The following is a 23210-nucleotide window of genomic DNA, read 5'->3' as shown; positions in this document are numbered from 1 at the left end:
TGTGTTTCGTTAGGAGGATACTCTTTCTTTTATGAATGTAAGATACTCCGATACGATATTCATATCACTTAGTGCACTTAATGTCCGGCTGCCGACGACATCCTCGATTTCGTTGAGCATGAGGCTGCCATCTTCGGCAAATATGAAATCGATCCCGACCAGGCCGAAATCAAACGACCTCATTACTCTTTCAACAAGGGCTAATTCAGCTGCAGATAGCTCATATAGTGAAGCCGATCCGCCCAGCGTATAATTTGCCTTGAAACTTGAAGCGGATTCCCTAAGTACAGCAGCCTTCACTTTTTTTCCAATTACAAATACGCGGATATCTTTACCGAATAAGCCGGGTTTTTGGACTATCCAATTTCCATCTTTCAGTTCGGCAAGATCATCGGCATGTTGTATTAGATAAACTTGTTTCCCGCCGCGTCCACTTGTTTCTTTAGCAATGAAAGGGAACTCCATGTCATCGGCACTCGGCTTTCCGTTACAATATACGGTATCGGCCATTGGAATCCCAAGTGAGGACAAATATTGATGCGTCTTTGCTTTGTCATTCGCGATTTCCGATACGAAAGAGGAGTTAAAGCAAGCAATCCCCAGTTGCTCAAGTTGCTTTGTAAAAAAAGGATCGATGGTCCGGACGATAGCAAAGTCTGGCAATGAAATTGGCTGCGTCTCATGTTCCACGTACAACTCGTTGAAACGATGACCGATCCTAAGGTCTTCCCGAAAGTGAAAGTGTAAATCAAGATCAAGCTTACTGGCTTCGTCAAGCATCCAATCTATGTATCCTTTGTTTTTTAAGGCATCCTCACGGTTATAAATCAACCAGCCTGCTTGTTTTTTCATCAGATGCACTTCCTTTTCCTAATTCTTTCAAGATATAATCGAACATGCTATCAGCAATGTTGATGCCTGTGCATTCATAAATATTCAGTAAATGCGAATTCGAATTCACTTCGCACAAAAGCGGACCATCTTCACCGAACAACAAATCGACGCCAGCGAAGTCGGCACCCAGAATTTGCGCACATCGGATGGCAAGTTGTGCTTCTTCACTGGTGGGTATATATGGTGCAGCCTGCCCTCCGGCAGTCATATTAGCTCGGAAGTCTTGCTCCGAATGGCGTTGCATCGCTGCTATGACTTGATTGCCCACGACATTCACACGAATATCCCGACCTTTACTGTGCTCGATGAATTCCTGGATGATAAATGGTTTGTGGCCAAGATTACGGATCGTCTTTAGTAACTCATCCTCTGTTTGGATCAAATATACTTGTTCCCCAAAAGAACCGTATGCTTCCTTAACGATAAGTGGATACCCAAGTTCATTGCCGATTTGTATAAAAGCATCCATATTGACCCTTTCAATCCCTTCGTACGTAAAAGGGGGAAATAAGGTTTTCGGCATCGGTATGCCATGCCCGGCTAATGCTTGATGTGTTTTTGCTTTGCTGTCGCAAATATCGATCGCTTTACTGCTGTTATAAACGGGGGTGCCGAGCAATTCCAAATGGCGTGCCAAATGAATGTCTTTATCCATGAACAGAACAAAATCAGGAAGCTTATCAAAAGCTCCTTTAAGCAGTGGCACTCCTTTTTCGATTATGGGAATGAGATCTGAATTACGAATAAGGGTTGCCGTGATATCTTTCCTTTCAGCCGCCTCTTTAATGAACAAAGCTAAACTGGAAAACTTATTATGCTGTAAATAGCCGTTAACGACAATCCAACAGTGGAAATCTGAAGGTTTCATGGTAAAACACTACCTTTCATCTAGGTTAATCGTTCATATATTGATAAAATAATCTTAACGCATAAGAGCGGTATAAAGAAAGAGGAGGCACAACGATAATGGTAACGACCATGAAAGAAATCAATCATTTTTTTGAACGGCGCCAAGTTCAATTGGGCATGAATTTTGGCCTATCACGGATGGAAGCATTGTTAACTGAATTAGGAGACCCGCACAAGGCGCTAAAGTATATTCATATTGCAGGATCTAACGGGAAAGGATCAACACTGCAATATATTAAAGAAATCCTAATTGCCCAAGGGATTCGGGTCGCTTCCTTCACATCACCTTATTTAATACGGATGAATGAACAGCTCAAGATTAATGAAGATGAAATCAGTGATAAGGATTTTATCGCCGTCTTCCGGGAGCTTTGGCCGATTATTCAAGAGATGGACAGTAAAGGGGACGGTCCTACTCAGTTCGAAATTTTGACTGCGGTGGCATTTTCCTATTTTAGTAAAAAGGAAGTGGATTTGGTTTTGATGGAAACCGGTTTGGGAGGCAGGCTCGATACAACGAATGTCATCCAGCCGTTTCTTTCGATCATTACCTCGATTTCTTTGGAACATACGGGCATCCTGGGTAACACACTTGAGGAAATTGCTTTTGAGAAGGCGGGCATCATTAAAAGCGGGGCGCCGATCATCAGCGGAGTCACAGCCGGGGAACCAGCTAAAGTAATTGAAGAAAAAGCGTCATCTTTAGGCGTACCTTATTACCAATTAGGTAAAGACTTTCATATAGGCAAAATAAAGCAAAGTGATCGAGGGCAAAGTTTCTCATTTTCGTTTGCAGACAGATCTATCGAAAATGTGAAAATGCGGATGCTAGGCCGTCATCAAATGGAGAATGCGGCACTGGCCATTGCTGCTGTCACATTAGGAATGGAAAATATCGATGAAAAAAGCATCCTTAAAGGAATAGGCGAAGCGAAATGGGATGGCCGCTTTGAAAAAATATCGGATGAGCCGTTGGTGATCATCGATGGTGCACATAATCCTGCCGGCATCGACGTGCTGAAGGAAACGCTAAAAGTGCATTACCCCGACTATAAGTACCGATTCGTATTCAGTTCATTTAAAGATAAAAATTATTCCGAGATGCTTCATGGACTGGAAACGGAAGCGATGGAAATCATCATTACCGAATTCGACCATGAACGGGCGGCGGATGCGAAAATGCTTTATGAAAAATGCAGTCATCCAAATAAACGTATAAACAAAGAGTGGGAGGCGGCGATAACGGAAGGCAAAAGGAAAACAGGGGAAAAAGAGATTCTTGTCATCACAGGGTCGCTCCATTTCCTTTCACTTGTGAGGGAGTTCCTAATCAGGGGAAATGCCTAAAGGATGTGCATTACCGTTGGACTATTATTTTTCCTTCTGCTATACAGAGTGAACTAGTGAATGGTCAACTTCATGAGTAACCTGAAAGGATCTTTTCAAAGGTCCTTTTCCCTTGTTAACAGAGCCGCTTGAAAAGAAAAAACTCTAATAGAGTGATTGATAACAAATCACCAAGTATATTTGTTAAAATATGTTTATATATTGATTCTACATGATTGATGAATAGTAGGATCTACTTAATGAAATGACGGGAGGAATGAATAATCATGAAAAGCCCCAGTGATGATTACATAGCGGAAGGGACTTTTTTATTAGGGTTTCATAGAAAAGCAATCGAATCCTCATGCACTTTGTATAAATGATGGCTATCCATATCTATCTCTTCGTCTTCGGCTTAATTTTAGGCTCATTCTTTAACGTTGTCGGTTTAAGTGTTCCAGCCGGTCAGACATTTGCGAATCGTCGCTCCGCCTGCCCTTATTGCGGGCGTACATTGACATTCTACGAGTTGATGCCGGTTATTTCCTATATGTTGCAAGACGGAAAATGCCGGAGCTGTAAAGCAAGGATTTCCCCCCTTTATCCGATAGTGGAAATGCTGACCGGTGTTTTGTTTGCTTCTGCCCCCATATTCCTTGGCTGGTCGAGCGAACTCTTGGTTGGCTTGACATTGATTTCATTATTTATGATCATCTTTGTGACTGATGTCGCCTATATGCTCATACCTGATAAAATACTGCTTTTCTTTACGGTGATTTTTATCGTTTTAAGAGTCTCATTTCCGCTGTCGCCCTGGTGGGATTCAATTGTCGGGGCCGTGGTGGGCTTTAGCCTGCTGTTATTAATCGCTGTCGTGAGTCAGGGTGGCATGGGTGGCGGTGATATCAAGCTATTTGCAGTGATTGGTTTTGTATTGGGACTGAAGATGGTGCTGTTATCGTTTCTTTTTGCGTGCTTTTATGGGGCATTCCTGGGCTTCACCGGATTGCTGACCGGAATCCTAAAAAAGAAAACACTTATTCCTTTCGGACCGTATATCGTTTTTGGGACATTGACTGCTTATTTTTGGGGCGATTCCCTTTTACATTGGTATGTAACTTTTTTAAGATGAGCTTAAAGAACCATCCTAATCCAAGAGGAATTTGTCAAAAATCACCTGAACAATACGCAGTAGGGAACTATCCCCAATTGGCTGCAAGTGAAGCTGTCATGAAAGTGTGATGTATGTAATTGGTGAGAGGCGATATTGAATGGTTCGTGAACCAGAAGTACCAGTACCTGTAAGTCTATTTTAGTTACCCATATATGAATAGGGAAATTTGACGAAACCTATTAATGACAAGACGACAAAAGTCTTGTTATTTTTTTTTACCTCTATGTTAGGATGAAAAAAATGATCTGGAGGGGAGGAAAAAAATTGGGCAAGCCGGAACAAAGCAAGGGTGTAACCATTAAAATAAATGGGGAAGAAAAAGTATTTGCCGATAAAAAGATTGAAAGTCAAGAGGCGGCGAGTAAGGAGCAGGAACAGGAACACAAAGATGAGAGTTTCGAATGGATACTCCCTGAGGATTCAAACGAGAACAAAATCGTATTGGTTCCCTCACCTCCAAAGAAGAAAATGCCGAAGCTCATCGGTTTTGGTACCAGTTCGCTGAAAAGTTCTGATAAAAGACCGATCAAGACATTCATGATCGCTGTCATTTGTGCTGTTTTTTTTGGGTCGATTCTTGGCTTGATCGCCGTTAAAACGATTACAAAGGAAAAAGCTGAAGTATCTTCGGTCGAGACCCCGGTTCCAACGGAAGCCACTGTTGAGGAGGATAAAAAATCGGCAGTGACTGAACCAGGAAACCAGCTGAAGACATTCCTTGTACAGGGAGGAGTATTCAGCAGCGAGGATGCGGCAAGGCAAATACAAAAGAAAATCATTGAAAAGCAGGTTCCTGCTGAAATTTTCAAATTGGAAGACAGCTATTATCTATTCTTGGGATCGGCAGAGAGTCTAGCTGCAAGTAAGGAGCTGGCCTTATTCTTAAAGTCCTATGATGTGGACGTATATTGGAAGGAAATCAATTTTGAAGCGGCTGGGACAAGCCAGGAAGATGAGAAAACACTCGACAAGATGAAGGAAGTATATGCTTCGTTGGCAGAAACATCCGCAACCAAGCTTCGCGGAAAGGAAGGGACGGTAAACAAAGAAACCCTGAAAAAAAACATGGATGAACTGAAGGCGGGGAAATTATCGCCGGAGTTTTCGAATATGAACGATGACCTGACTGCTGCCGCAAAGTCGATTGATGAATATGAGACTTCCAAAAACGAAGAAAAGCTATTCCAGGCTCAAGAAAGTCTTCTTGATTTTTTATTGAATTTCCAAAACAAATCGAGTTAAGTAAGGAAAAGAAGGGGGGCTGCCCAATGGAACAAGCTCCCCAATATGAAACCATCTGTGACACCTTTTTTATTTTCCGGGAAATACTTACAGGCATTTGTCGATTCCTAGTAAACAATAATTGTGGATTGCACCATAATTTGATAGGATAGTTATGTATCTCCCTATGTAAAGAAAGGTGACTTTTATATTATGCAGCCATTGATTTTAGCTTCTTCATCACCACGTCGTAAAGAACTTCTACAATTTCTTCAAATCCCCTTTGAAAGCATGAATTCCAATGTCGATGAAAGTATTGATGAAAACATGTGTCCTGATGCAGCGGTGAAAGAACTGGCATCCCGTAAAGCGGAGGCCATCGCAGCAAAATTTCAGGAAAGCTGGGTAATCGGCTCGGATACCGTTGTTGTCCTTGATGGTGAGATATTGGGTAAGCCGACAAGCCGTGCGGATGGAAAGAGAATGCTGGAAATGTTATCGGGACGGACACATGAAGTATACACAGGTGTCGCCATTCTATTCGGCAAGCATCGCAGAGAATTCGCAGAAAAAACGGAAGTGACATTTTGGGAGCTGCCAGAAGCTGAAATCGAACGTTATCTGGATAGCGGGGAACCTTTTGACAAAGCTGGCGGCTATGGGATTCAAGGATACGGATCTCTTCTTGTCGAACGAATCAAAGGGGACTATTTCTCAGTCGTCGGGCTTCCGGTCTCAAGACTGGCCCGGGAACTTAAAGCGATGCAGGAAGAGTTAGAATGATCGATTTCCTCTGGCATCTACCCTTTTCTAAGGAAGGGTTGATCTTTTGAGCGAAAAAATGTTAATACGGGATTACCCGAAAGAGGAGAGGCCGCGCGAAAGGTTTTTGCAGGACGGACCGCAGAGTCTCTCCAATCAGGAATTGCTCGCTCTGCTATTGAGGACGGGATCAAGGGAAGAATCCGTCCTGCAACTATCCGGCAGGCTCATCAATTCCTTCAAGGGCCTGCGCCTGCTGAAAGAAGCCTCCGTGGAAGAACTGACCGTGATTAAAGGGATTGGTGAAGCAAAAGCGATTCAAATCCTGGCCTCTGTCGAACTTGGCAGGAGAATTAACAATTTGAATGATCAAGACCGTTATGTGATTAGATCTCCTGAAGATGGAGCCAATTATTGCATGGAAGAAATGCGGTTTTTATCACAGGAACATTTCGTCTGTCTTTATTTAAATACGAAAAATCAAGTGCTTCAAAAAACTACGGTATTCATCGGCAGCCTCAATGCCTCGATCGTGCATCCCCGCGAGGTCTTCAAAGAGGCTTTCAAAAGGTCCGCTGCCTCTATCATCTGTCTTCATAACCACCCCTCCGGAGACCCCTCTCCCAGCAGAGAAGATATTGAAGTGACGAAAAGGCTAGTCGAATGTGGTAAAATAATCGGGATTGCAGTATTGGACCATATCATCATCGGGGAGCATAAATATGTTAGTTTGAAGGAAAAAGGTTATTTATGACACTATCAAAATTTTTGACGATACGATATAATATTGTTTATGATTTTTAAAAGAGGAAACTTTTTCAAAACTCTTATTGTCAAAAAACGACAAATTATTATTTGAACTTATAAAAAGGCATTTTTGTTTACGAAAGGGAGATACCATAATGTTTGGAATTGGCGCTAGAGATATAGGGATTGATTTAGGAACGGCGAATACGCTTGTCTATGTGAAAGGAAAAGGTATCGCAGTACGTGAACCATCGGTTGTAGCGGTGCAAACAGATACAAAGCAAATCGTTGCAGTCGGAAACGATGCGAAAAACATGATCGGCCGTACACCTGGTAACGTGGTTGCCCTCCGCCCGATGAAGGATGGAGTAATTGCCGATTATGAAACGACGGCTACCATGATGAAGTACTATATGAAGGAAGCTCAAAAGAAGGGCGTATTCGGCAACAAGCCATATGTCATGATTTGTGTGCCTTCAGGAATTACGGCAGTTGAGCAGCGTGCAGTCATCGATGCAGCTAGACAAGCTGGAGCCCGTGACGCATATCCAATCGAAGAACCGTTTGCAGCAGCGATCGGTGCGGACCTTCCTGTTTGGGAGCCTACAGGCAGCATGGTCGTTGATATCGGCGGAGGAACGACGGAAGTGGCAATCATTTCCCTTGGCGGAATCGTTACAAGCCAATCGATCCGTATCGCCGGTGACGAAATGGATGATGCAATTATCGTTTACATCCGTAAGAACTACAATTTGATGATCGGTGAGCGTACTGCTGAAGCGATCAAAATGGAAATTGGTTCTGCTGGGGATACGGAAGGCGTAGAAAACATGGAAATTCGCGGCCGTGACCTATTGACTGGATTACCGAAAACGATCGAAATTACAGCTGAGGAAATATCCAAAGCATTAAGCGACACAGTTTCTGCAATTGTGGATTCCGTGAAAAACACTTTAGAGAAAACACCACCTGAATTAGCGGCTGACATCATGGACAGAGGCATTGTGCTGACAGGCGGGGGCGCTTTGCTGCGCAATTTGGATAAAGTCATCAGTGAAGAAACGCAAATGCCGGTGATCATCGCTGAAAATCCGCTGGATTGTGTTGCAATCGGAACGGGAAAAGCGCTGGACCACATTCATTTATTCAAGACTAAATCAAGAGATTCGCGATAAGCATTACTTCTCAAATAGGGCCGGCTCAACAAAAGGTGCAATTTTGAGCCGGTTTTTCTTATGTTTTGCTGTTTAATTAAATCCATAATGTAATTTTAAGAAATTTTAGATAGAGGTGTAATCACCATGCCACAGTTTTTTAATAAAAAACTCCTTCTCTTGCTCGTTAGTATTATCGTTCTCGTGGCATTGATCGGTTTTTCATTAAGGGAGAGAGAAGAGTTGACTTGGCCGGAGCAATTCCTGAAAGATACGACAGGCTGGGTCGGAAATGTGTTTAATAAGCCAGTATCGGGTATAACAGGTTTTGTAGGGGGCTTAAAAGACCTTCAACATACATACGATGAAAACAAAAAATTGAAAGCCCGCTTGGATGAATATGTATTATTGAAAACCCAAGTCCAAGATTTAAAGGAAGAAAATGAAGAACTTCGCGATAACCTCAAAAAAGAAGATGACCTGCGCAAGTATTCGCCCACTCAGGCGACGGTCATTGGACGTAATCCCGACCGCTGGCATGAAATGCTGACGATTAATAAAGGGAAGCGTAATGGGGTAGAAAAAAATATGGCTGTCATCACTTCCAATGGGTTAGTCGGTAAGGTGAAATCAGCGACGGATTTCACGGCCTCGGTTCAACTTTTAAGCTCGATCGATAAAGCCAATCGTGTCTCAGCGATCGTCCAAGGTGATGATAAAGCATATGGCTTGATTGAAGGATTCGATGATAAGAAGAACCTTTTGCTGATGAAACGGATCCCATATGATAAAAAGATCAAGAAAAATTCATTGGTCATCACATCCGGTTATGGAGGGATCTTTCCGAAAGGTCTGCTGATCGGGAAAGTTGTCGATGTCAAAGTGGATCAATATGGATTGAACCAGACCGCATATATTGAACCTTCGACGGATTTTTATGATATTAATAACGTCATGGTCGTTCAGCGCGAAGTGGACGGTGTACCGAAAGAAAGTGAAGGGGAGGATGAAGCTGAGTGAGATATTTCATCCTTTCTTTTATAGCCTTGGTTTTTTTTGTTTTTGAAAGCATCTTCGCCCAGATGTTCGCTGGAGATGCATTCGGGGCCGATAAAATCCTCGTGCCCCATTTCATGATGGTTTTCGTTTTTTTCCTGACCATGTTCGGTTCAAGGAAAATGGGGATGCTTTATGGGGCGATTCTTGGGTTGACTTATGATGTCGTATATACGGAAATCCTTGGGACTTACATGTTCCTGCTGCCTTTTCTTGCCTATCTGATATCAAAATGCATGAAAATCCTGCAAAATAATATATTGATTGCCTGTCTTACTGCGCTTTTATTCACGGCAGTTTTAGAGGTTGTCATCTTTCAGATGAATATCATACTATCTTTTGCAGATATGGGATTTGGTGAATTTGCGGAACGGAGATTGATTCCGACATTATTATTGAATCTCGCATTCATTATAATTAGCTGCTACCCTTTAAAGAGAATGATTGAAAAGCTTGATTTGCAAGGAGAAACGGAATAACGTTCCTGTGTCTTAAGAAGCAGGTGGGAAATGTATTTTCTCTTTTCCGTGTACGTAGAAAAAGGAAATTTGTTTTCCTATGTCGAATTATATTTCATTGAGGTGAAACAAACGTCATGAATAAAAGAATTCAGCAAAATGTCATGATTAAGGGAACAAAAGACGGGTTTATGCTTCATCTCGATGATTCTTGCTCATTTTCCGAATTATTGAAAGAGTTAGAAGTGAAGCTTTCGGCAAACTACCAGTTTCAAGAAAATGACCCGTCCATTTCCGTAAAAGTACATACAGGGAACCGCTATCTTGATGAACAACAAGAAGAAAAGATTAAAGAGGTCATCCATAAAAAGAAGAAGCTTTTCGTAGATGAGATGATTTCGAATGTCCTGACGAAGGATGAAGCGAAACGATGGAAAGATGAAAACCAAGTGACGACCGTGACCAAGGTGATAAGGTCGGGACAGGTTTTTGAAGTTCCCGGGGACTTACTGCTGATAGGTGATGTCAATCCCGACGGAACGGTTCGTGCGGGTGGCAACATATATATCATGGGACAGCTAAAGGGAATAGCCCATGCCGGATATAAAGGGAATAACGAGGCCATTATAGCTGCCTCTGTCATGAAGCCCGCCCAGCTGCGCATTGCCGGAAAAGTGAATTTATCTCCTGACCAATATACGAAATGGGGACATGACTTGGAATGTGCCTTCATGGATGAAGATGAAAATATCATAATAGAAAAATTGCAAGTCTTAAAGAAATATAGACCTAATTTAAATAGATTAGAAGGGGGTCTCTAATCGTGGGAGAGGCAATAGTTATAACATCCGGTAAGGGTGGTGTCGGGAAAACGACCACCTCCGCCAATTTAGGAACATCTTTAGCTCTTCTAGGCAAAAAGGTTTGCTTGATTGATACGGATATTGGTCTTCGGAATTTGGATGTGATCATGGGATTGGAGAATCGCATCATCTATGATTTGGTCGATGTGGTCGAAGGGCGCTGTAAGATACACCAGGCGCTTATAAAAGATAAACATTTCGAGGATTTGCTTTATCTGCTTCCCGCTCCGCAAAATAGTGACAAAACAGTGGTGAATGAAGAGCAGATGAGGAAACTCATCAGCGATATGAAGCCTGACTATGATTATGTCATCATTGATTGCCCTGCAGGCATTGAACAGGGCTTCAGGAATGCCATAGCTGGGGCAGACAAGGCGATCATCGTTACGACCGCAGAGAGACCGGCTGTCAGGGATGCTGACCGTATTATTGGCCTGCTTGAAAAAGAAGAGCATATTGAACCGCCTCAATTGATCATCAACCGGATCCGCGGCCATTTGCTTCATGAGGATGAAGAAATGGATATCGATGGAGTTGCAGATTTTCTTAAGATTGATTTGATCGGCGTCATTCCTGATGATGACCAGGTCATTGTGGCTGCGAATAAAAAGGAACCCATTGCCTATAATCCGGACAATAGAGTTTCGCTTGCCTATCGGAACATCGCCAGAAGGATTCTTGGTGAATCTGTGCCCTTGACTCCAATTGGCAGCGAACCAAAGGGCTTCATGTCCAAATTGAAAAAATTCTTCAGCGTGCGGTAAATCCATATTCTTTTGTCAAGAAGCGGGGAGCATTTGATGCCCTCGCTTTTTTTTATGCTTCTTGTGAAATAAAAAAGGCAAGCCATATACTGGCTTGCCTGATCTATATGCTAAAAATGCAGCGGGTTATCCGCGTCTTCCGCCTCTGCCGCCGCGTTTTGATTCGGTGCTGCGTTTAAGAGTCGATAGATTTTCTTCACTAGTCTTTAAAAAGCGCACCATTTTATCTTCGAAATTTTCCTTTGGTTGGAAATTACCTTTTGAACGAAAATCTTTAGAACGGCTATCCCCTTGGCGTGGTGGGCGTTTGGTATAAGAAGAGGTTTGCCCTTCGGGTCTATCTATAGCCTTTTTGATGGACAAGGCAGTTTTTCCGTCTTTCTCACTAATCACTTTTACTTCAATTTGGTCGCCTACTTTAAGATGGTCATTTACGTCTTTTACATAGCTATCTGCTACCTCACTGATATGCACAAGACCTGTTGAGCCTCCTGGTAATTCTACGAATGCTCCAAAATTAGTGATACCTGTTACTTTACCTTGTACTTTGCTGCCTATTTCGATTGACATAAAAAAATGTTCCCCCTCAATAATGTTAAAACCACTTTATTATAACAAATTCCGGGGAACAATTTCAATCTCAATTATTCGATTTTCTGAATCGATGCCCGAACCACCTTGGAAATTCATAAGTTTCGGTGAATTTTTCATCGGAAAAAAATTTTTCAGGGAAGTGCAGAATAGTCTGGACAAGTTGCTCATACGTTGTAATATAGCGCTTTGACATGAGCAGGGGGGGAAGTCTGGAATGGATGATCGCAGGAAAGATATCCGCAATCGTATCGCCAAGAGACGCAAGTTTAATGATAAACCTGCAGGAAGCAGTAGTTGGACGGAGATCAACAATGAGGAACCATATGGGATTGATTCATATAACGGGTATTCCGAAAAAGATCATCCGCTCTTCAAGAAAGAATATTTTTTCTTTAAAATCCTTGCCAGTGTATGCCTGTTCCTGATTGTCGCGGTGATGTTCAAACACCCTTCTGTGCGGCTTGACCCTGCCAGGAGTTTTGTCACGGAGAACATGAAGAAGGAATTTCAGTTCGCTTCAATCTCCAATTGGTATGAAAGTGCGTTTGGTAAACCAATCGCTTTTTTACCGAATGAAGCCAATACGGAAACTGTTGATTCGAATGAAGAATATGCAATGCCAGCTTCTGCGAAGATTACCCAAAACTTCGAGACGAACGGTGAGGGAATCATATTGGAAACGAGCAAAGGCTCAAAGGTAGAGGCCGTTAATGAAGGGGTAGTCATTTTTGCCGGTGAAAAGGAGGGGATCGGAAAGACGGTGGTCATTCAGCATGCCAATAAAAGTGAATCTTGGTATGGGCAGCTGGAGGGAATTGATGTGAAATTGTATGAGTTCGTTAAAAAGGGCAATGAAGTCGGACAGGTTACACTAAGTGAAGATGGATCCATGGGCAGGTTTTATTTAGCGATAAAAGAAAATGATGCTTTCGTCGATCCTAAAAAGGTGATTTCCTTTGAGTGAATATGGGAAGTTACTGTTTAAAATCAGGGTGCACCCGACATTGTGGTTTGTCATTGGCATCGCCATCCTCACAGCCCATTTCATTGAAGTGATGATGCTGTTGCTCATCGTCTTTATACATGAGATGGGGCATGCTGTCTGTGCCCAGCACTTCAAATGGCGGATAAAGTCAATCCAGCTGCTTCCTTTTGGCGGGGCTGTCGAGACTGAGGAATATGGAAACAAGAGTTTGAAGGAGGATTTGGCGGTGGTGCTTGCCGGTCCGCTTCAACATGTTTGGCTCATTGGCGCAGCTTTTTTGCTCTATTTCTTTACCATTATCCCATATGAGCTGTACCAGCCCTTTTTGTATATGAATCTTATGCTGTTGATTTTTAATCTGCTGCCAATTTGGCCCCTGGACGGGGGACGGCTGCTATTCATCGGTGTTTCCCTATACTGCACCTTTCTGGAAGCGCAGAAACATACACTTCACTTTTCTGCAGTATTCGCTTTCCTTGCTTTTTTGACCTGGCTCATTCTGGATCCGCTCAATTTGAACATCTGGCTCATCATCTTTTTCATAAGTCTTTCACTCGTCATGGAATGGCGGCAGAGGTATTATGCGTTCATCCGCTTTCTTTTGCAGCGCCATTACGGGCATACGAATGATTTGGCGAAACTGAAGCCGATCTCGGTGGATTCACAAGAACCGATTTATAAAGTGCTGGAAATGTTTCAACGCGGCTGTAAACACCCCGTGATCATCATGAAAAACGGGAAAGAGAGCGGATCGTTGGATGAAACGGAAATCCTTCATGCCTATTTTTCCGAGAAAATGACAAACGGGAAAATCGGCGACCTATTATATTCTTATTAAATATGTTATCCTTTCTTCAAATTGAGGAGAGGATTTTTTTTGATGAAAAAAATGATCGCGAACCTAGCTTCACGCGAAAAAAGAGTGGCTGTACTTGAGAATGGTGTTTTACGTAAACTTGAAATCATGACGCCTCAAAAGCGGAGTACGGTCGGTAATATTTATCTTGGGAAGGTGACGAAGGTGTTACCGGGCATGGATGCCGTCTTCATTGATTATGGTGCAGAGAAAAATGGTTTTTTACACCGTGACGAGATTCCCTCTTTCCAGCAGACAAAAAAAAGTGATGGGAAAGCATCGATCGGTCAATTTGTCCGTCAAGGAGAAAAGCTGCTAGTTCAGGTGACGCGGGATGAAACGGGCACCAAAGGAGCTAAATTGACTGGACTGATCGAGTTTTCGACAGATTCCCTCGTATACATACATGGAATAGATTATGTTGGTGTTTCAAAGAAATTCAAAAACAATGATCTTCAGAAGCAATGGCGGGAAACGGCCTTGCAGCATAAAAATCCTGATGAGGGATTGATTGTCCGCACCTCGATGGAGAACGAAAGTGAATCGGTCTTCCTTGACAGGTTAAATGGATTGCGGGAGCTCTTTAAAGGGCTTGAACTTAAGGCTGCGTCCCTCAGGGCCCCTTCCCTTCTCTATGAGAGGGACGAATACCTTGATATGATCATTTCCGAAATGTCGGGAACGGCGACCGGGGAACTTGCCATCGATGACTTCGAGGCCTATCGCGAGTTGAAAAAGTGGATACAGGAAAACCGTAAGGAGTGGGAAATATCCCATGTATCGGGTACAAAGAATATTTTTTCCGAATGGAATGTGGAAGCGCAAGTTGAGAAAATGGCCAAGAAAATCGTTTGGCTTGAGAATGGCGGATATTTAATTTTTGAAGAAACGGAAGCTTTCACCGTAATCGATGTCAATTCAGGTAAGTTCACCGGCAAGGTGGCGAAGGAAGCAACATTGTTTGCGGTTAATCAGGCTGCGGCGAAAGAGGTCGCCCGTCAACTGAGATTGAGGAATATCAGCGGAATCATCCTGATAGACTTCATCAATATGGACCAGTCCGGGCATAAGCAGGAAATCATCGAAATCGTCAAAAAGGAAGCGGTGAGGGATGAGAAGCGAATCCAGGTCATCGGTTTTACGGAACTGGGCATTTTACAAATGACGAGAAAGCGAACCTCCCCGTCTTTAAGTGAAATGACGACGGTGCCTTGCCCTGTGTGCAGTGGAAGCGGTAAAATCGAGAGCCCAGAAACGGTGGCCTTCCGGTTGGAACGTGAACTGCTGGAACACAGGAAGACGGATGATGAAGCGGTCTGGGTGGAGGTCAGTAAAGCGGTGGCGGACGTGCTGCTTGGTGAAAAGGAATCATATCGGCCGACATTGGAGGAATTGATCGGTAAAAAGATATTCCTGTCTTTTATCCCAGGTTCGAGGAATGCTTACTCCATCAAGCGCTTCGGGAGCATTCAGGAAATCGGGCTGGCTTTCGAGTGAAGGGCGGGAATTGTTATAAATATATTGACAGCCTTTCCTGTTTCATGTTAGGATTTTAATGTTATGTTTGTAGCACCCGTGCTACAACCGCTCAACATCAGGTTTTAAGCTTTTGCCTTTCTGGTAAAACGCCTGTGATTGGCGAGTCTGAGACATTTAAGGAGGTGCAAGTATGTACGCAATTATCGAAACTGGCGGTAAACAAATTAAAGTAGCAGCTGGCGAAGCGGTTTACATTGAAAAATTAAACGCAGAAGCAGGCGAAACTGTTACATTTGACAAAGTTTTATTCGTAGGTGGCGAAGACGTGAAAGTCGGTGCTCCACTAGTTGAAGGCGCTACTGTAACAGGTACTGTCGAAAAACAAGGTAAGCAAAAGAAAATCACTGTTTTCAAATACAAAGCGAAGAAAAACAATCGTAAAAAACAAGGTCATCGTCAACCATACACTAAAGTTGTTATCGAAGCAATCAACGCGTAAGGGCTGATTCTAGATGATCAAAGTTGTATTTGATGCTCCGCAGGAACGGATTGCTTCGTTCACCTTAAGCGGACATGCTAATTTTGCTAAAAAAGGTTCTGATATCGTTTGTGCAGGTGTATCGGCTGTTTCCTTCGGGGCAGTCAATGCAATCATGTCCTTAACGGACGTTGAGCCTGAGATTGAGCAAGGGAGAGAAGGCGGCTATCTTCGCTGCGTCATTCCGGGGAATCTTTCGCCGGAATCGGAAGAGAAGGTTCAGCTGCTTTTGAACGGCATGCTCATATCGCTGCAAACCATCGAACGTGATTATGGTAAATACATGAAAATTATCCTCAACCAATAGGAGGTGGAACAAATGTTAAGATTAGATCTTCAGTTCTTCGCTTCGAAAAAAGGAGTAGGTTCTACAAAGAACGGACGTGACTCAATCTCCAAGCGTCTTGGCGCTAAACGTGCAGATGGTCAATTCGTATCTGGTGGTTCTATCCTTTACCGTCAACGCGGAACAAAAATCTATCCTGGTGAGAACGTAGGCCGTGGTGGAGACGATACTCTATACGCTAAAGTAGACGGTGTTGTTAAATTCGAACGTTTCGGACGTGACCGTAAAAAAGTAAGCGTATATCCAGTTGCACAAGAAGCATAATTGGCATCTTTGAACAGAGGCTGACTCAAAAGGGTCTGATTCCTTCTACAAGACACTATATACCGCGTCATTTTTAATAATGGTATGCTATATAGTGATGAAGGGGTCCGGCCCTTTATTTATACTATAGGAAATGAACCAGCATTTTGCAGGAGACTTTAGTCATTAGTATAAGGAAAACAACCTCTGACTTACAAAAGGCTCGCCAATCGGCGGGCTTTCTTAAACTTTCAGGGGGGAAATCCAAGATTACTCATCCATCCGATTTGGTTTAAACCAAATAGACACTCCAATTCAACTATAATATCTCCAATTGGTGCATAAAAGGCCCATTCTCTTTTTTAGTTCAAATGGCTCTACCATCGTCCAAAGAACTCAGGGTGTGCGGCTGTATTTTTTGGACGGGGGCTTTCATGTGAAGGCATGTGAATCGAGCTTCATTTCCTGTTTGTTGTTTTTTTGATATACTGTACAAATGGAAGTATTCAACATGATAGAGCTGAATAAAAAGTTTCTTTATCATAATTGAAGGTGTTAATAATGGATAAAAATTGGACGACTATTGAAACTCTGCGTCAAACCAGGCATGACTGGCTGAATAAAATTCAAATCATCAAAGGGAATCTGGAGTTGAACAGAATTGATCGTGTCAAGGGCATCATTGATGAAATCATTGTTGAAACCCAGAATGAAGCACGCCTCTCCAGTTTGAATTTACCTAAGTTCACCGAGATGTTGTTGACGTCGAATTGGAATAATGGATCATTTTATTGCGAATATGAAATCATTGATGTTTTTGAAGGCTCAACTGAGATGGACGGGCTGATGTATCGCTGGACAAACGATTTCTTTAAAATTCTCGATAAGAATCTCGATCCGTTTTTTGAAAATATACTGGCTGTTTCCATGTGTAAAAAAGAAGTGAGCGATATGCACTGTTCATTTCATATGCAAGGCAGGTTCATTGATCAATCCCCAGTGATCGAGTTTTTGGAAAGTTCATTGACGGCCGAGCAATCAATTGAAATTCTTGAATGTAATGAGGATGAAATATTTTTTAAGATGGATATTAACTTTTAGAGAAGTATACAGCAAGAAATGACTTGCAGAAAACAAGGAAGTGATAGCATGTTTGTCGATCAAACGAAAGTCTATGTTAAAGGCGGAGACGGTGGTAACGGGATAGTTGCTTATCGTCGTGAGAAATTCATACCTAAAGGCGGACCTGCCGGCGGAGATGGCGGAAATGGAGCCAATGTCGTTTTTGAAGTGGAAGAGGGCTTGCGTACATTAATGGATTTCCGTTATCAACGTCACTTTAAGGCACCTCGCGGAGAACATGGCATGTCCAAAAACATGCACGGTGCGGCTGCAAAGGATATGGTCATCAAGGTTCCACCTGGCACCGTTGTCATTGATGATAAAACGAAGGAAGTCATTGCTGATTTAGTTGAGCACGGACAACGCGCCATTATCGCCAAAGGTGGCCGCGGAGGCCGGGGAAATTCCCGTTTCGCCACACCTGCCAATCCTGCACCTGAAATCGCTGAGAACGGCGAACCGGGCCAAGAACGTGATATAGTCATGGAATTGAAACTGTTGGCTGATGTCGGTTTGGTTGGGTTCCCAAGTGTAGGGAAATCCACTTTGCTTTCCGTCGTATCCGCAGCAAGGCCCAAAATTGCCGAATACCATTTCACGACGATCGTCCCGAACCTCGGAATGGTGGAAACGGAAGATCACCGCAGCTTCGTCATGGCCGATTTACCGGGTCTGATTGAAGGCGCTTCAGAAGGAGTGGGCCTTGGACATCAATTCCTGCGCCATATTGAAAGAACGAGGGTAATCGTTCATGTAATCGATATGTCGGGTCTTGAAGGCAGGGATCCATATGAAGACTACCAAACAATCAATAAAGAGTTGGAAGAGTATAACCTGCGCTTGACTGAACGTCCGCAAATCATTGTGGCAAGTAAAATGGATATGCCGGACTCAGCAGATAATTTAGCGGCTTTCAAAGAAAAGCTGGAAGAAGATTATCCTATCTTCCCTATTTCTGCGGTAACGCGTGAAGGGATCCGTGAGCTTCTTTATGCTATCGCTGATAAAATCGAAGAGACCCCTGAGTTCCCTCTTGATCATGAGGAAGAGAATACTGGAATCCACCGGGTTCTATATAAACATACATCACAGTCGGATGAATTTAACATTGAACGCGAACCCGATGGCAGCTTTGCCGTATCAGGATTCAAGATCGAGCGTTTATTCAAAATGACTGACTTCACCCGTGAAGAGTCCATACGTCGTTTCGCCAGACAGCTTCGTTCATTCGGAGTCGACGAAGGCCTTCGCCAAAAAGGTGCGACAAATGGCGATATCGTCCGTATCCTTGAATATGAATTTGAATTTGTTGATTGATTGGAGACCATGATGGCAGGCAAAAGGAGGCGTGCGGAGTTTGAATAAGTCCGATCAGAAATTTTTCCTCGTTCGAGAGGATGTCCTTCCCGAAGCGATGAAAAAAACGCTGGATGCAAAAGAAATGATTGAACGGGGAAAAGCAGAATCAGTTTGGGAAGCGGTACAGCGAGTGGACCTAAGCAGGAGTGCTTTTTACAAATACCGTGACACGGTTTTTCCGTTTCATACAGTTGTTAAGGAAAAGCTGATTACACTGTTCTTCTATCTCGAAGATCGTTCTGGTACTCTATCGGAGCTTTTACGGCTCGTCGCCTCATCCGGTTGCAACATCATGACCATCCACCAAACGATTCCTTTGCAGGGACGTGCAAATGTCACCCTATCCCTGAATACGGGTGGGATGACGATGGATATTAATGAACTGCTTACTAAACTGCGTAAAATGGAGTTCGTCGAAAAAGTCGAAATCATTGGTAATGGCGCATGAAAACAGCCTGTACATTTCACATGTACAGGCTGTTTTCATTTGTAAAAGGAAATTAACGATTAACTATTGTAAAAAATCAGAAAATGGCATAACATAAACAATAGATTTTCCGTGAAAAGGAGTTTATAATATGACATCAAAAATTGCATTTCTTGGACCAAAAGCAACGTTCACGGATTTAGCTGTATCGCGACTATTTCCTAATGATATAAAAATACCGATGAACACGATTCCGGACTGCCTTGATGCTGTTCGGGACGGGGAAGTGAATCACGCGCTCGTGCCGATCGAGAATGCTTTGGAGGGTTCGGTAAATATAACGATGGATTACTTAGTCCATGAAGTCACATTGCCGATGAAAGGCGAAGTGACGATTCCAATCCAACAGCATTATATGGTGCATCCGGACCATGCATATCCTGGTTTCAAACCTGACATGGTATATTCGCATTCCCATGCCATCGCTCAATGCCGCAAATTTCTACATAATGAGCTAAGGGGCATTCCGTATGAGTATGTCACATCCACAGCTGCCGCTGCGAAGATGGTGATGGAGAATCCCGATATCAATATTGCAGCGATTGCAAATGATATGGCTGCAGAGGTATACGGTTTGACGATTGCAAAACAAAATATTCACGATTACGAACATAATCACACCAAGTTTATCGTCGTATCCAACAGTGAAGTCGACTATGAAGGGCATTTGACCGTTGAAGGGGACAAGAAAACGACCTTGATGATTCAGCTGCCTGCCGACCACTCAGGGCAGCTGCACCAAGTCCTTTCCGCTTTTTCCTGGAGGAAACTTAACCTTTCCAAGATTGAATCAAGACCCATGAAAACAGGATTGGGCAATTACTTTTTCATCATCGACATCGAAATGCCCCTTGACGATGTCCTTATCCCAGGAGCGATTTCGGAGCTTGAAGCCTTAGGATGTACGGTATCGATCATGGGAAGCTATTCATGCTTTAAAGTCCAAACAGGTGTACCGCAGCGCTGATTTTTCTTTTGTGAAATTTTTTTCTAAAATGATAAATGGTACAGCCTCATCTGAGTTTTATGAATAAAAAGGGTGCCCCGGGAGTATTTCCGGGGCATTTTTTTGTGAAGGCTGTCGTAAAGGTTTGTATTTCCCTTGCGTACAAGTTCCTAAAATGGTTGGCTGTCATTTTATGAAATATATAGAAATAGGCAGAATGATTATGGATGAAAAACAAACACCGATTGTGATGAAAGCAAATACAATAAGTAAATCTCGATATGCCACATGTGGAATACATAAGTTGATGACTAATTCAGTGGATACACCTTTTTAATCAAAAATGCAGAGAGAGGGTGGTGGTCAGCAGAGATGGATAGTCAATTCAAAGAAACTTTCGGTTCTTGGACTCAAGCGATAGGAACCGTCATTTCTGCTGTTGCTGGTACACCATCCAAAGTCTTGGACGAAGAATTTCGTACGAACTTGGATTTGATTGGAAATGAACTTCAAGCAACAGGAAATGCCTTATTGGCGGACGCAGAAGAAACCTGGTCACTGGATAAATTGGGTAATATAATACAGGCGGTCGGGAATTCGACCGTTATCTTAGGCCTAGTCATTGATTTTGATGAAATAACGAAACAGGAATTAATCATCAAAGGCAATCTGATTCAAGCGTTGGGCGGAGGCACCGCTTTAGCGGGGGCATACGAAAATCCGGACGAACCGGAGCAGGCCTTCAATGCTACGGGGAATTTGTTGCAGGCGATTGGGAATTCGATGCAAGCGATAGGTGGAATTGCCGAACTTAAAAATAGCATTCTAGAAAAAGACCAAGATAAGGATCAAGAGCAAGAACAAGATAAGGAGCAGGAACTGCAAAAATATCAATATCCTTATTTGGAAGAGAAGCCATCTGATGCTGAATTAATCCAAGTGATGGGAGGCTGGGTTCAGGCGGTCGGTTCCGTCATTAGTCTTATCGGGCAGTTGAGAAGTAACGAAGATGAAAACTCCGGGGAAGGCAGCTCAAATGAAAGCAATTCCGGTGGTGAGTGAGCATAATGGCCAATAAAAAAATCCTCAAAAGATATGGCTTTTGAGGATTTTTTGTTTATTTTAATCGACTAAAATGCCGGCATCCCTTAAAGCACACTCCGCTTCGTCGAGCAGTTCTTCAGATGATGCGCTCAGTGTATGGAGATGGATGCCGCTCGTTAGTTCCGATAAAAAAGATGCATTTGTTGCCGTCACCCTTGAAAGGAATTGCTGGACTTCCTTACGGCTGCTGACCATGATGGAAGCGGTTAGGTCGCCGTATACGGGGTGCTCGATTTTGACATCTTTCACCGTGATGCCGATATCCACGAGTAAATATAGCTCTTCTTGGGTCCGCGACGGATCGTGTTGGCAAGCAATGACCCTTTCCGGCTTTTGCGTGCTCCCCGTTTGTAAGTACAGATAGCCTTGGCTCGTGGCAATGATAGGCTCATTCCGCGCTTTCAGGAGGGTTATGTCACCAACGATAACCTGCCGGCTTACATTCGTTATCTGCGAAAGCTCGCTGCCTGTTACAGGCTCCGCGCTTGTTTGCAATAAATGTAAGAGTTTCGTCCGTCTTTCTTCCCCGAGTAATTTCTTTCTTTCCATAAACATTCACCTCTTTAATTACAAACATTCTAACACAGATTGGAGGGTTTTATCGAATGGCAGCTATTGCTTCGATGCAGTCCGCCAACTTGTGAATGTCGTCGGCCGTCGTGTATTTGCCAAAGGAAAGGCGGACGAATTGATGGGCTTCATCTTCGCTTTTCCCAATGGCCATCATCGTTTTTGAAGGATCCTGTTTACCGATTTGACAGGCGCTTCCCGTCGAAACGGCGAATCCTTTCTGGTTTAATTCCAGCATGATGTACTGTCCTTGCAATCCAGCGAAGGTCAGCGCCAGAATGTGAGGCAATTGCTCGTTTTTTGCTTCGATGATTTGAAAATCGATTTTCCTATCCGTTAGCCGCTGAATCAATTGCATCCTAAGTGTGGAAATCCGTTTTCGTTCATCTTCCATGATATCCCCCAATTTCTTAGCAGCGGTTACGAAGGAAGCTATTCCGGGGACGTCCACTGTTCCTGGTCGGAAACCATATTCATGAGTGATATTCGGTACCGAAGCCTTCAACTGATGGATGGCCGGGAAAATGACGGCCCCAGTCCCTTTTGGACCATAAATTTTATGACTGGAAACGGATAGTCCATCACATGAGGCAGCTATCTTGCCAAGCGGTAATTTAGCAAATGATTGGACACAATCCACATGAAAAAAAGCCTGGTGTTTACGAACGATTTCACTTATTTGCTCAATGGGTTGAATGACCCCGATTTCCGAATTCACATGCTGGACAATGACCAAGCATGTTTTCTCCGACATACATTCCTGGAGATGTTCAATATCAACACGGCCATCTTCCAAATGCCGTAAATAAGTAACCTCGAAGCCATCTTGTTCAAGCTTTGCCACGAAATTGGCAAGAGATGCATGTTCAGTTCGGCTTACGATCAAGTGGTTCTGCCAGGATGGTTTCGAAGCGATGAATGTATCTATGGCAAGCATGTTGCTTTCTGATCCGCCGCTCGTAAAGATGATTCCTTCCTTTTTTATGTTCAGCATTTCTGCGAGTTGCTGCCGTGACATATCCAATAAACGTGCCGCCTCAGAGCCAATATCATGCAAACTGCTCGCATTCCCGAAAAACTTCCGGGATGCTTGGCTGAATACGTCGAGAGCCTCCTCATCAATCGGAGTTGTAGCGGCATAATCCAAATAAATCAAGAAATCACTTCCATCCTTTAATCTTAAAAAACTTCTTGATAATAGTTTAATAATATGTAAATATAGTTGTCAAGACACCTGTCATAAACAGGAGGAA

Annotated in this window: 26 protein-coding genes and 1 other annotated feature; of the genes, 21 read left to right on the top strand and 5 right to left on the bottom strand. The window is 43.2% G+C overall.

Features of this window, described 5'->3' with window-relative positions; all coding sequences use genetic code 11:
• Nucleotides 1-9: 9 nt before the first annotated feature.
• Nucleotides 10-852, bottom strand: coding sequence for an ATP-grasp domain-containing protein (locus ACIQZD_RS03240; RefSeq protein WP_402898106.1), 843 nt, complete (start codon nucleotides 850-852; stop codon nucleotides 10-12).
• The gene (locus ACIQZD_RS03235; protein ID WP_402898103.1) at nucleotides 821-1762 is read right to left on the bottom strand and encodes an ATP-grasp domain-containing protein; all 942 of its coding nucleotides are present in this window, start codon (nucleotides 1760-1762) and stop codon (nucleotides 821-823) included. The genes ACIQZD_RS03240 and ACIQZD_RS03235 overlap by 32 nt, the downstream gene beginning before the upstream one ends.
• 98 nt (nucleotides 1763-1860) lie before the next feature.
• Here ACIQZD_RS03235 and ACIQZD_RS03230 point away from each other — a divergent pair, with 98 nt between their 5' ends.
• From ACIQZD_RS03230 to minD, 10 genes are all read left to right on the top strand, one after another.
• On the top strand, nucleotides 1861-3150 hold the full coding sequence (locus ACIQZD_RS03230) for a bifunctional folylpolyglutamate synthase/dihydrofolate synthase (protein WP_402898100.1): 1290 nt from the start codon (nucleotides 1861-1863) through the stop codon (nucleotides 3148-3150).
• Nucleotides 3151-3508: 358 nt separating this feature from the next.
• On the top strand, nucleotides 3509-4261 hold the full coding sequence (locus ACIQZD_RS03225) for a prepilin peptidase (RefSeq protein WP_402898097.1): 753 nt from the start codon (nucleotides 3509-3511) through the stop codon (nucleotides 4259-4261).
• 306 nt (nucleotides 4262-4567) lie between these two features.
• Entirely contained in the window at nucleotides 4568-5545 is a 978-nt protein-coding gene (locus ACIQZD_RS03220) for a hypothetical protein (RefSeq protein ID WP_402898094.1), read from the top strand.
• 192 nt (nucleotides 5546-5737) lie between these two features.
• Nucleotides 5738-6307 carry a Maf family protein gene (locus ACIQZD_RS03215; RefSeq protein ID WP_402898091.1) on the top strand — a complete coding sequence of 190 codons (570 nt, stop codon included), beginning with the start codon at nucleotides 5738-5740 and terminating at the stop codon, nucleotides 6305-6307.
• A 58-nt stretch (nucleotides 6308-6365) separates the two neighbouring features.
• Nucleotides 6366-7040 carry a RadC family protein gene (gene radC, locus ACIQZD_RS03210; protein ID WP_402899873.1) on the top strand — a complete coding sequence of 225 codons (675 nt, stop codon included), beginning with the start codon at nucleotides 6366-6368 and terminating at the stop codon, nucleotides 7038-7040.
• A 148-nt stretch (nucleotides 7041-7188) separates the two neighbouring features.
• Nucleotides 7189-8208 (top strand): rod shape-determining protein, encoded by a 1020-nt coding sequence (locus ACIQZD_RS03205; RefSeq protein ID WP_034308871.1) that lies wholly within the window; start codon nucleotides 7189-7191, stop codon nucleotides 8206-8208.
• Nucleotides 8209-8334: 126 nt separating this feature from the next.
• Nucleotides 8335-9207 (top strand): rod shape-determining protein MreC, encoded by an 873-nt coding sequence (gene mreC, locus ACIQZD_RS03200; protein WP_034308869.1) that lies wholly within the window; start codon nucleotides 8335-8337, stop codon nucleotides 9205-9207.
• Nucleotides 9204-9722, top strand: a complete 519-nt coding sequence (mreD, locus tag ACIQZD_RS03195; protein ID WP_402898088.1) for a rod shape-determining protein MreD — start codon at nucleotides 9204-9206, stop codon at nucleotides 9720-9722. Before mreC ends, mreD begins: the two co-directional genes overlap by 4 nt.
• Nucleotides 9723-9838: 116 nt before the next feature.
• Nucleotides 9839-10522 carry a septum site-determining protein MinC gene (gene minC / locus ACIQZD_RS03190; protein WP_402898085.1) on the top strand — a complete coding sequence of 228 codons (684 nt, stop codon included), beginning with the start codon at nucleotides 9839-9841 and terminating at the stop codon, nucleotides 10520-10522.
• A gap of 2 nt (nucleotides 10523-10524) precedes the next feature.
• Complete coding sequence (minD, locus tag ACIQZD_RS03185; protein ID WP_034308862.1) at nucleotides 10525-11328, top strand: septum site-determining protein MinD; 804 nt, start codon at nucleotides 10525-10527, stop codon at nucleotides 11326-11328.
• A 126-nt stretch (nucleotides 11329-11454) separates the two neighbouring features.
• Here the strand turns inward: minD and ACIQZD_RS03180 are convergent, their stop codons facing one another.
• Nucleotides 11455-11898, bottom strand: coding sequence for a S1 domain-containing RNA-binding protein (locus ACIQZD_RS03180; RefSeq protein WP_034308861.1), 444 nt, complete (start codon nucleotides 11896-11898; stop codon nucleotides 11455-11457).
• Between the two features lie 238 nt (nucleotides 11899-12136).
• Here ACIQZD_RS03180 and ACIQZD_RS03175 point away from each other — a divergent pair, with 238 nt between their 5' ends.
• The 11 genes from ACIQZD_RS03175 (at nucleotide 12137) to ACIQZD_RS03125 (ending at nucleotide 21345) form a co-directional block, all read left to right on the top strand.
• Nucleotides 12137-12886 carry a peptidoglycan DD-metalloendopeptidase family protein gene (locus tag ACIQZD_RS03175; protein WP_402898081.1) on the top strand — a complete coding sequence of 250 codons (750 nt, stop codon included), beginning with the start codon at nucleotides 12137-12139 and terminating at the stop codon, nucleotides 12884-12886.
• Nucleotides 12879-13745: a M50 family metallopeptidase gene (locus ACIQZD_RS03170; protein WP_402898079.1), complete on the top strand. Its 867-nt coding sequence runs from the start codon at nucleotides 12879-12881 to the stop codon at nucleotides 13743-13745. Before ACIQZD_RS03175 ends, ACIQZD_RS03170 begins: the two co-directional genes overlap by 8 nt.
• A 42-nt stretch (nucleotides 13746-13787) precedes the next feature.
• Complete coding sequence (locus tag ACIQZD_RS03165; RefSeq protein WP_402899869.1) at nucleotides 13788-15260, top strand: Rne/Rng family ribonuclease; 1473 nt, start codon at nucleotides 13788-13790, stop codon at nucleotides 15258-15260.
• Nucleotides 15261-15335: 75 nt separating this feature from the next.
• Nucleotides 15336-15419: a sequence feature (ribosomal protein L21 leader region), on the top strand.
• Between the two features lie 13 nt (nucleotides 15420-15432).
• On the top strand, nucleotides 15433-15741 hold the full coding sequence (gene rplU / locus ACIQZD_RS03160; RefSeq protein ID WP_034308849.1) for a 50S ribosomal protein L21: 309 nt from the start codon (nucleotides 15433-15435) through the stop codon (nucleotides 15739-15741).
• Nucleotides 15742-15754: 13 nt separating this feature from the next.
• The gene (locus ACIQZD_RS03155; RefSeq protein ID WP_101222784.1) at nucleotides 15755-16087 is read left to right on the top strand and encodes a ribosomal-processing cysteine protease Prp; all 333 of its coding nucleotides are present in this window, start codon (nucleotides 15755-15757) and stop codon (nucleotides 16085-16087) included.
• 12 nt (nucleotides 16088-16099) lie between these two features.
• A complete protein-coding gene (gene rpmA / locus ACIQZD_RS03150; RefSeq protein WP_048688955.1) occupies nucleotides 16100-16390 on the top strand; it encodes a 50S ribosomal protein L27 in 291 nt (96 codons plus the stop codon).
• A gap of 540 nt (nucleotides 16391-16930) precedes the next feature.
• A complete protein-coding gene (locus ACIQZD_RS03145) occupies nucleotides 16931-17470 on the top strand; it encodes a Spo0B domain-containing protein (RefSeq protein WP_098370077.1) in 540 nt (179 codons plus the stop codon).
• 48 nt (nucleotides 17471-17518) lie between these two features.
• Nucleotides 17519-18808, top strand: coding sequence for a GTPase ObgE (gene obgE, locus ACIQZD_RS03140; RefSeq protein ID WP_402898074.1), 1290 nt, complete (start codon nucleotides 17519-17521; stop codon nucleotides 18806-18808).
• 40 nt (nucleotides 18809-18848) lie between these two features.
• Nucleotides 18849-19298 (top strand): ACT domain-containing protein, encoded by a 450-nt coding sequence (locus ACIQZD_RS03135; RefSeq protein ID WP_034308837.1) that lies wholly within the window; start codon nucleotides 18849-18851, stop codon nucleotides 19296-19298.
• Between the two features lie 130 nt (nucleotides 19299-19428).
• Complete coding sequence (gene pheA, locus ACIQZD_RS03130; RefSeq protein ID WP_402898071.1) at nucleotides 19429-20304, top strand: prephenate dehydratase; 876 nt, start codon at nucleotides 19429-19431, stop codon at nucleotides 20302-20304.
• A 351-nt stretch (nucleotides 20305-20655) separates the two neighbouring features.
• Complete coding sequence (locus tag ACIQZD_RS03125) at nucleotides 20656-21345, top strand: DUF6944 family repetitive protein (RefSeq protein ID WP_402898068.1); 690 nt, start codon at nucleotides 20656-20658, stop codon at nucleotides 21343-21345.
• A 60-nt stretch (nucleotides 21346-21405) separates the two neighbouring features.
• On the opposite strand, the gene ACIQZD_RS03120 is transcribed toward ACIQZD_RS03125, so the two are convergent.
• A complete protein-coding gene (locus ACIQZD_RS03120) occupies nucleotides 21406-21936 on the bottom strand; it encodes a transcription repressor NadR (protein ID WP_207436988.1) in 531 nt (176 codons plus the stop codon).
• A 49-nt stretch (nucleotides 21937-21985) separates the two neighbouring features.
• Entirely contained in the window at nucleotides 21986-23113 is a 1128-nt protein-coding gene (locus ACIQZD_RS03115) for an IscS subfamily cysteine desulfurase (RefSeq protein ID WP_402898064.1), read from the bottom strand.
• Between the last annotated feature and the right edge of the window lie 97 nt (nucleotides 23114-23210).

It is taken from the genome of Peribacillus sp. NPDC096447 (assembly GCF_044762725.1).
Taxonomy (GTDB): domain Bacteria; phylum Bacillota; class Bacilli; order Bacillales; family DSM-1321; genus Peribacillus.
This window is presented reverse-complemented; position numbering and strand designations above follow the sequence as displayed.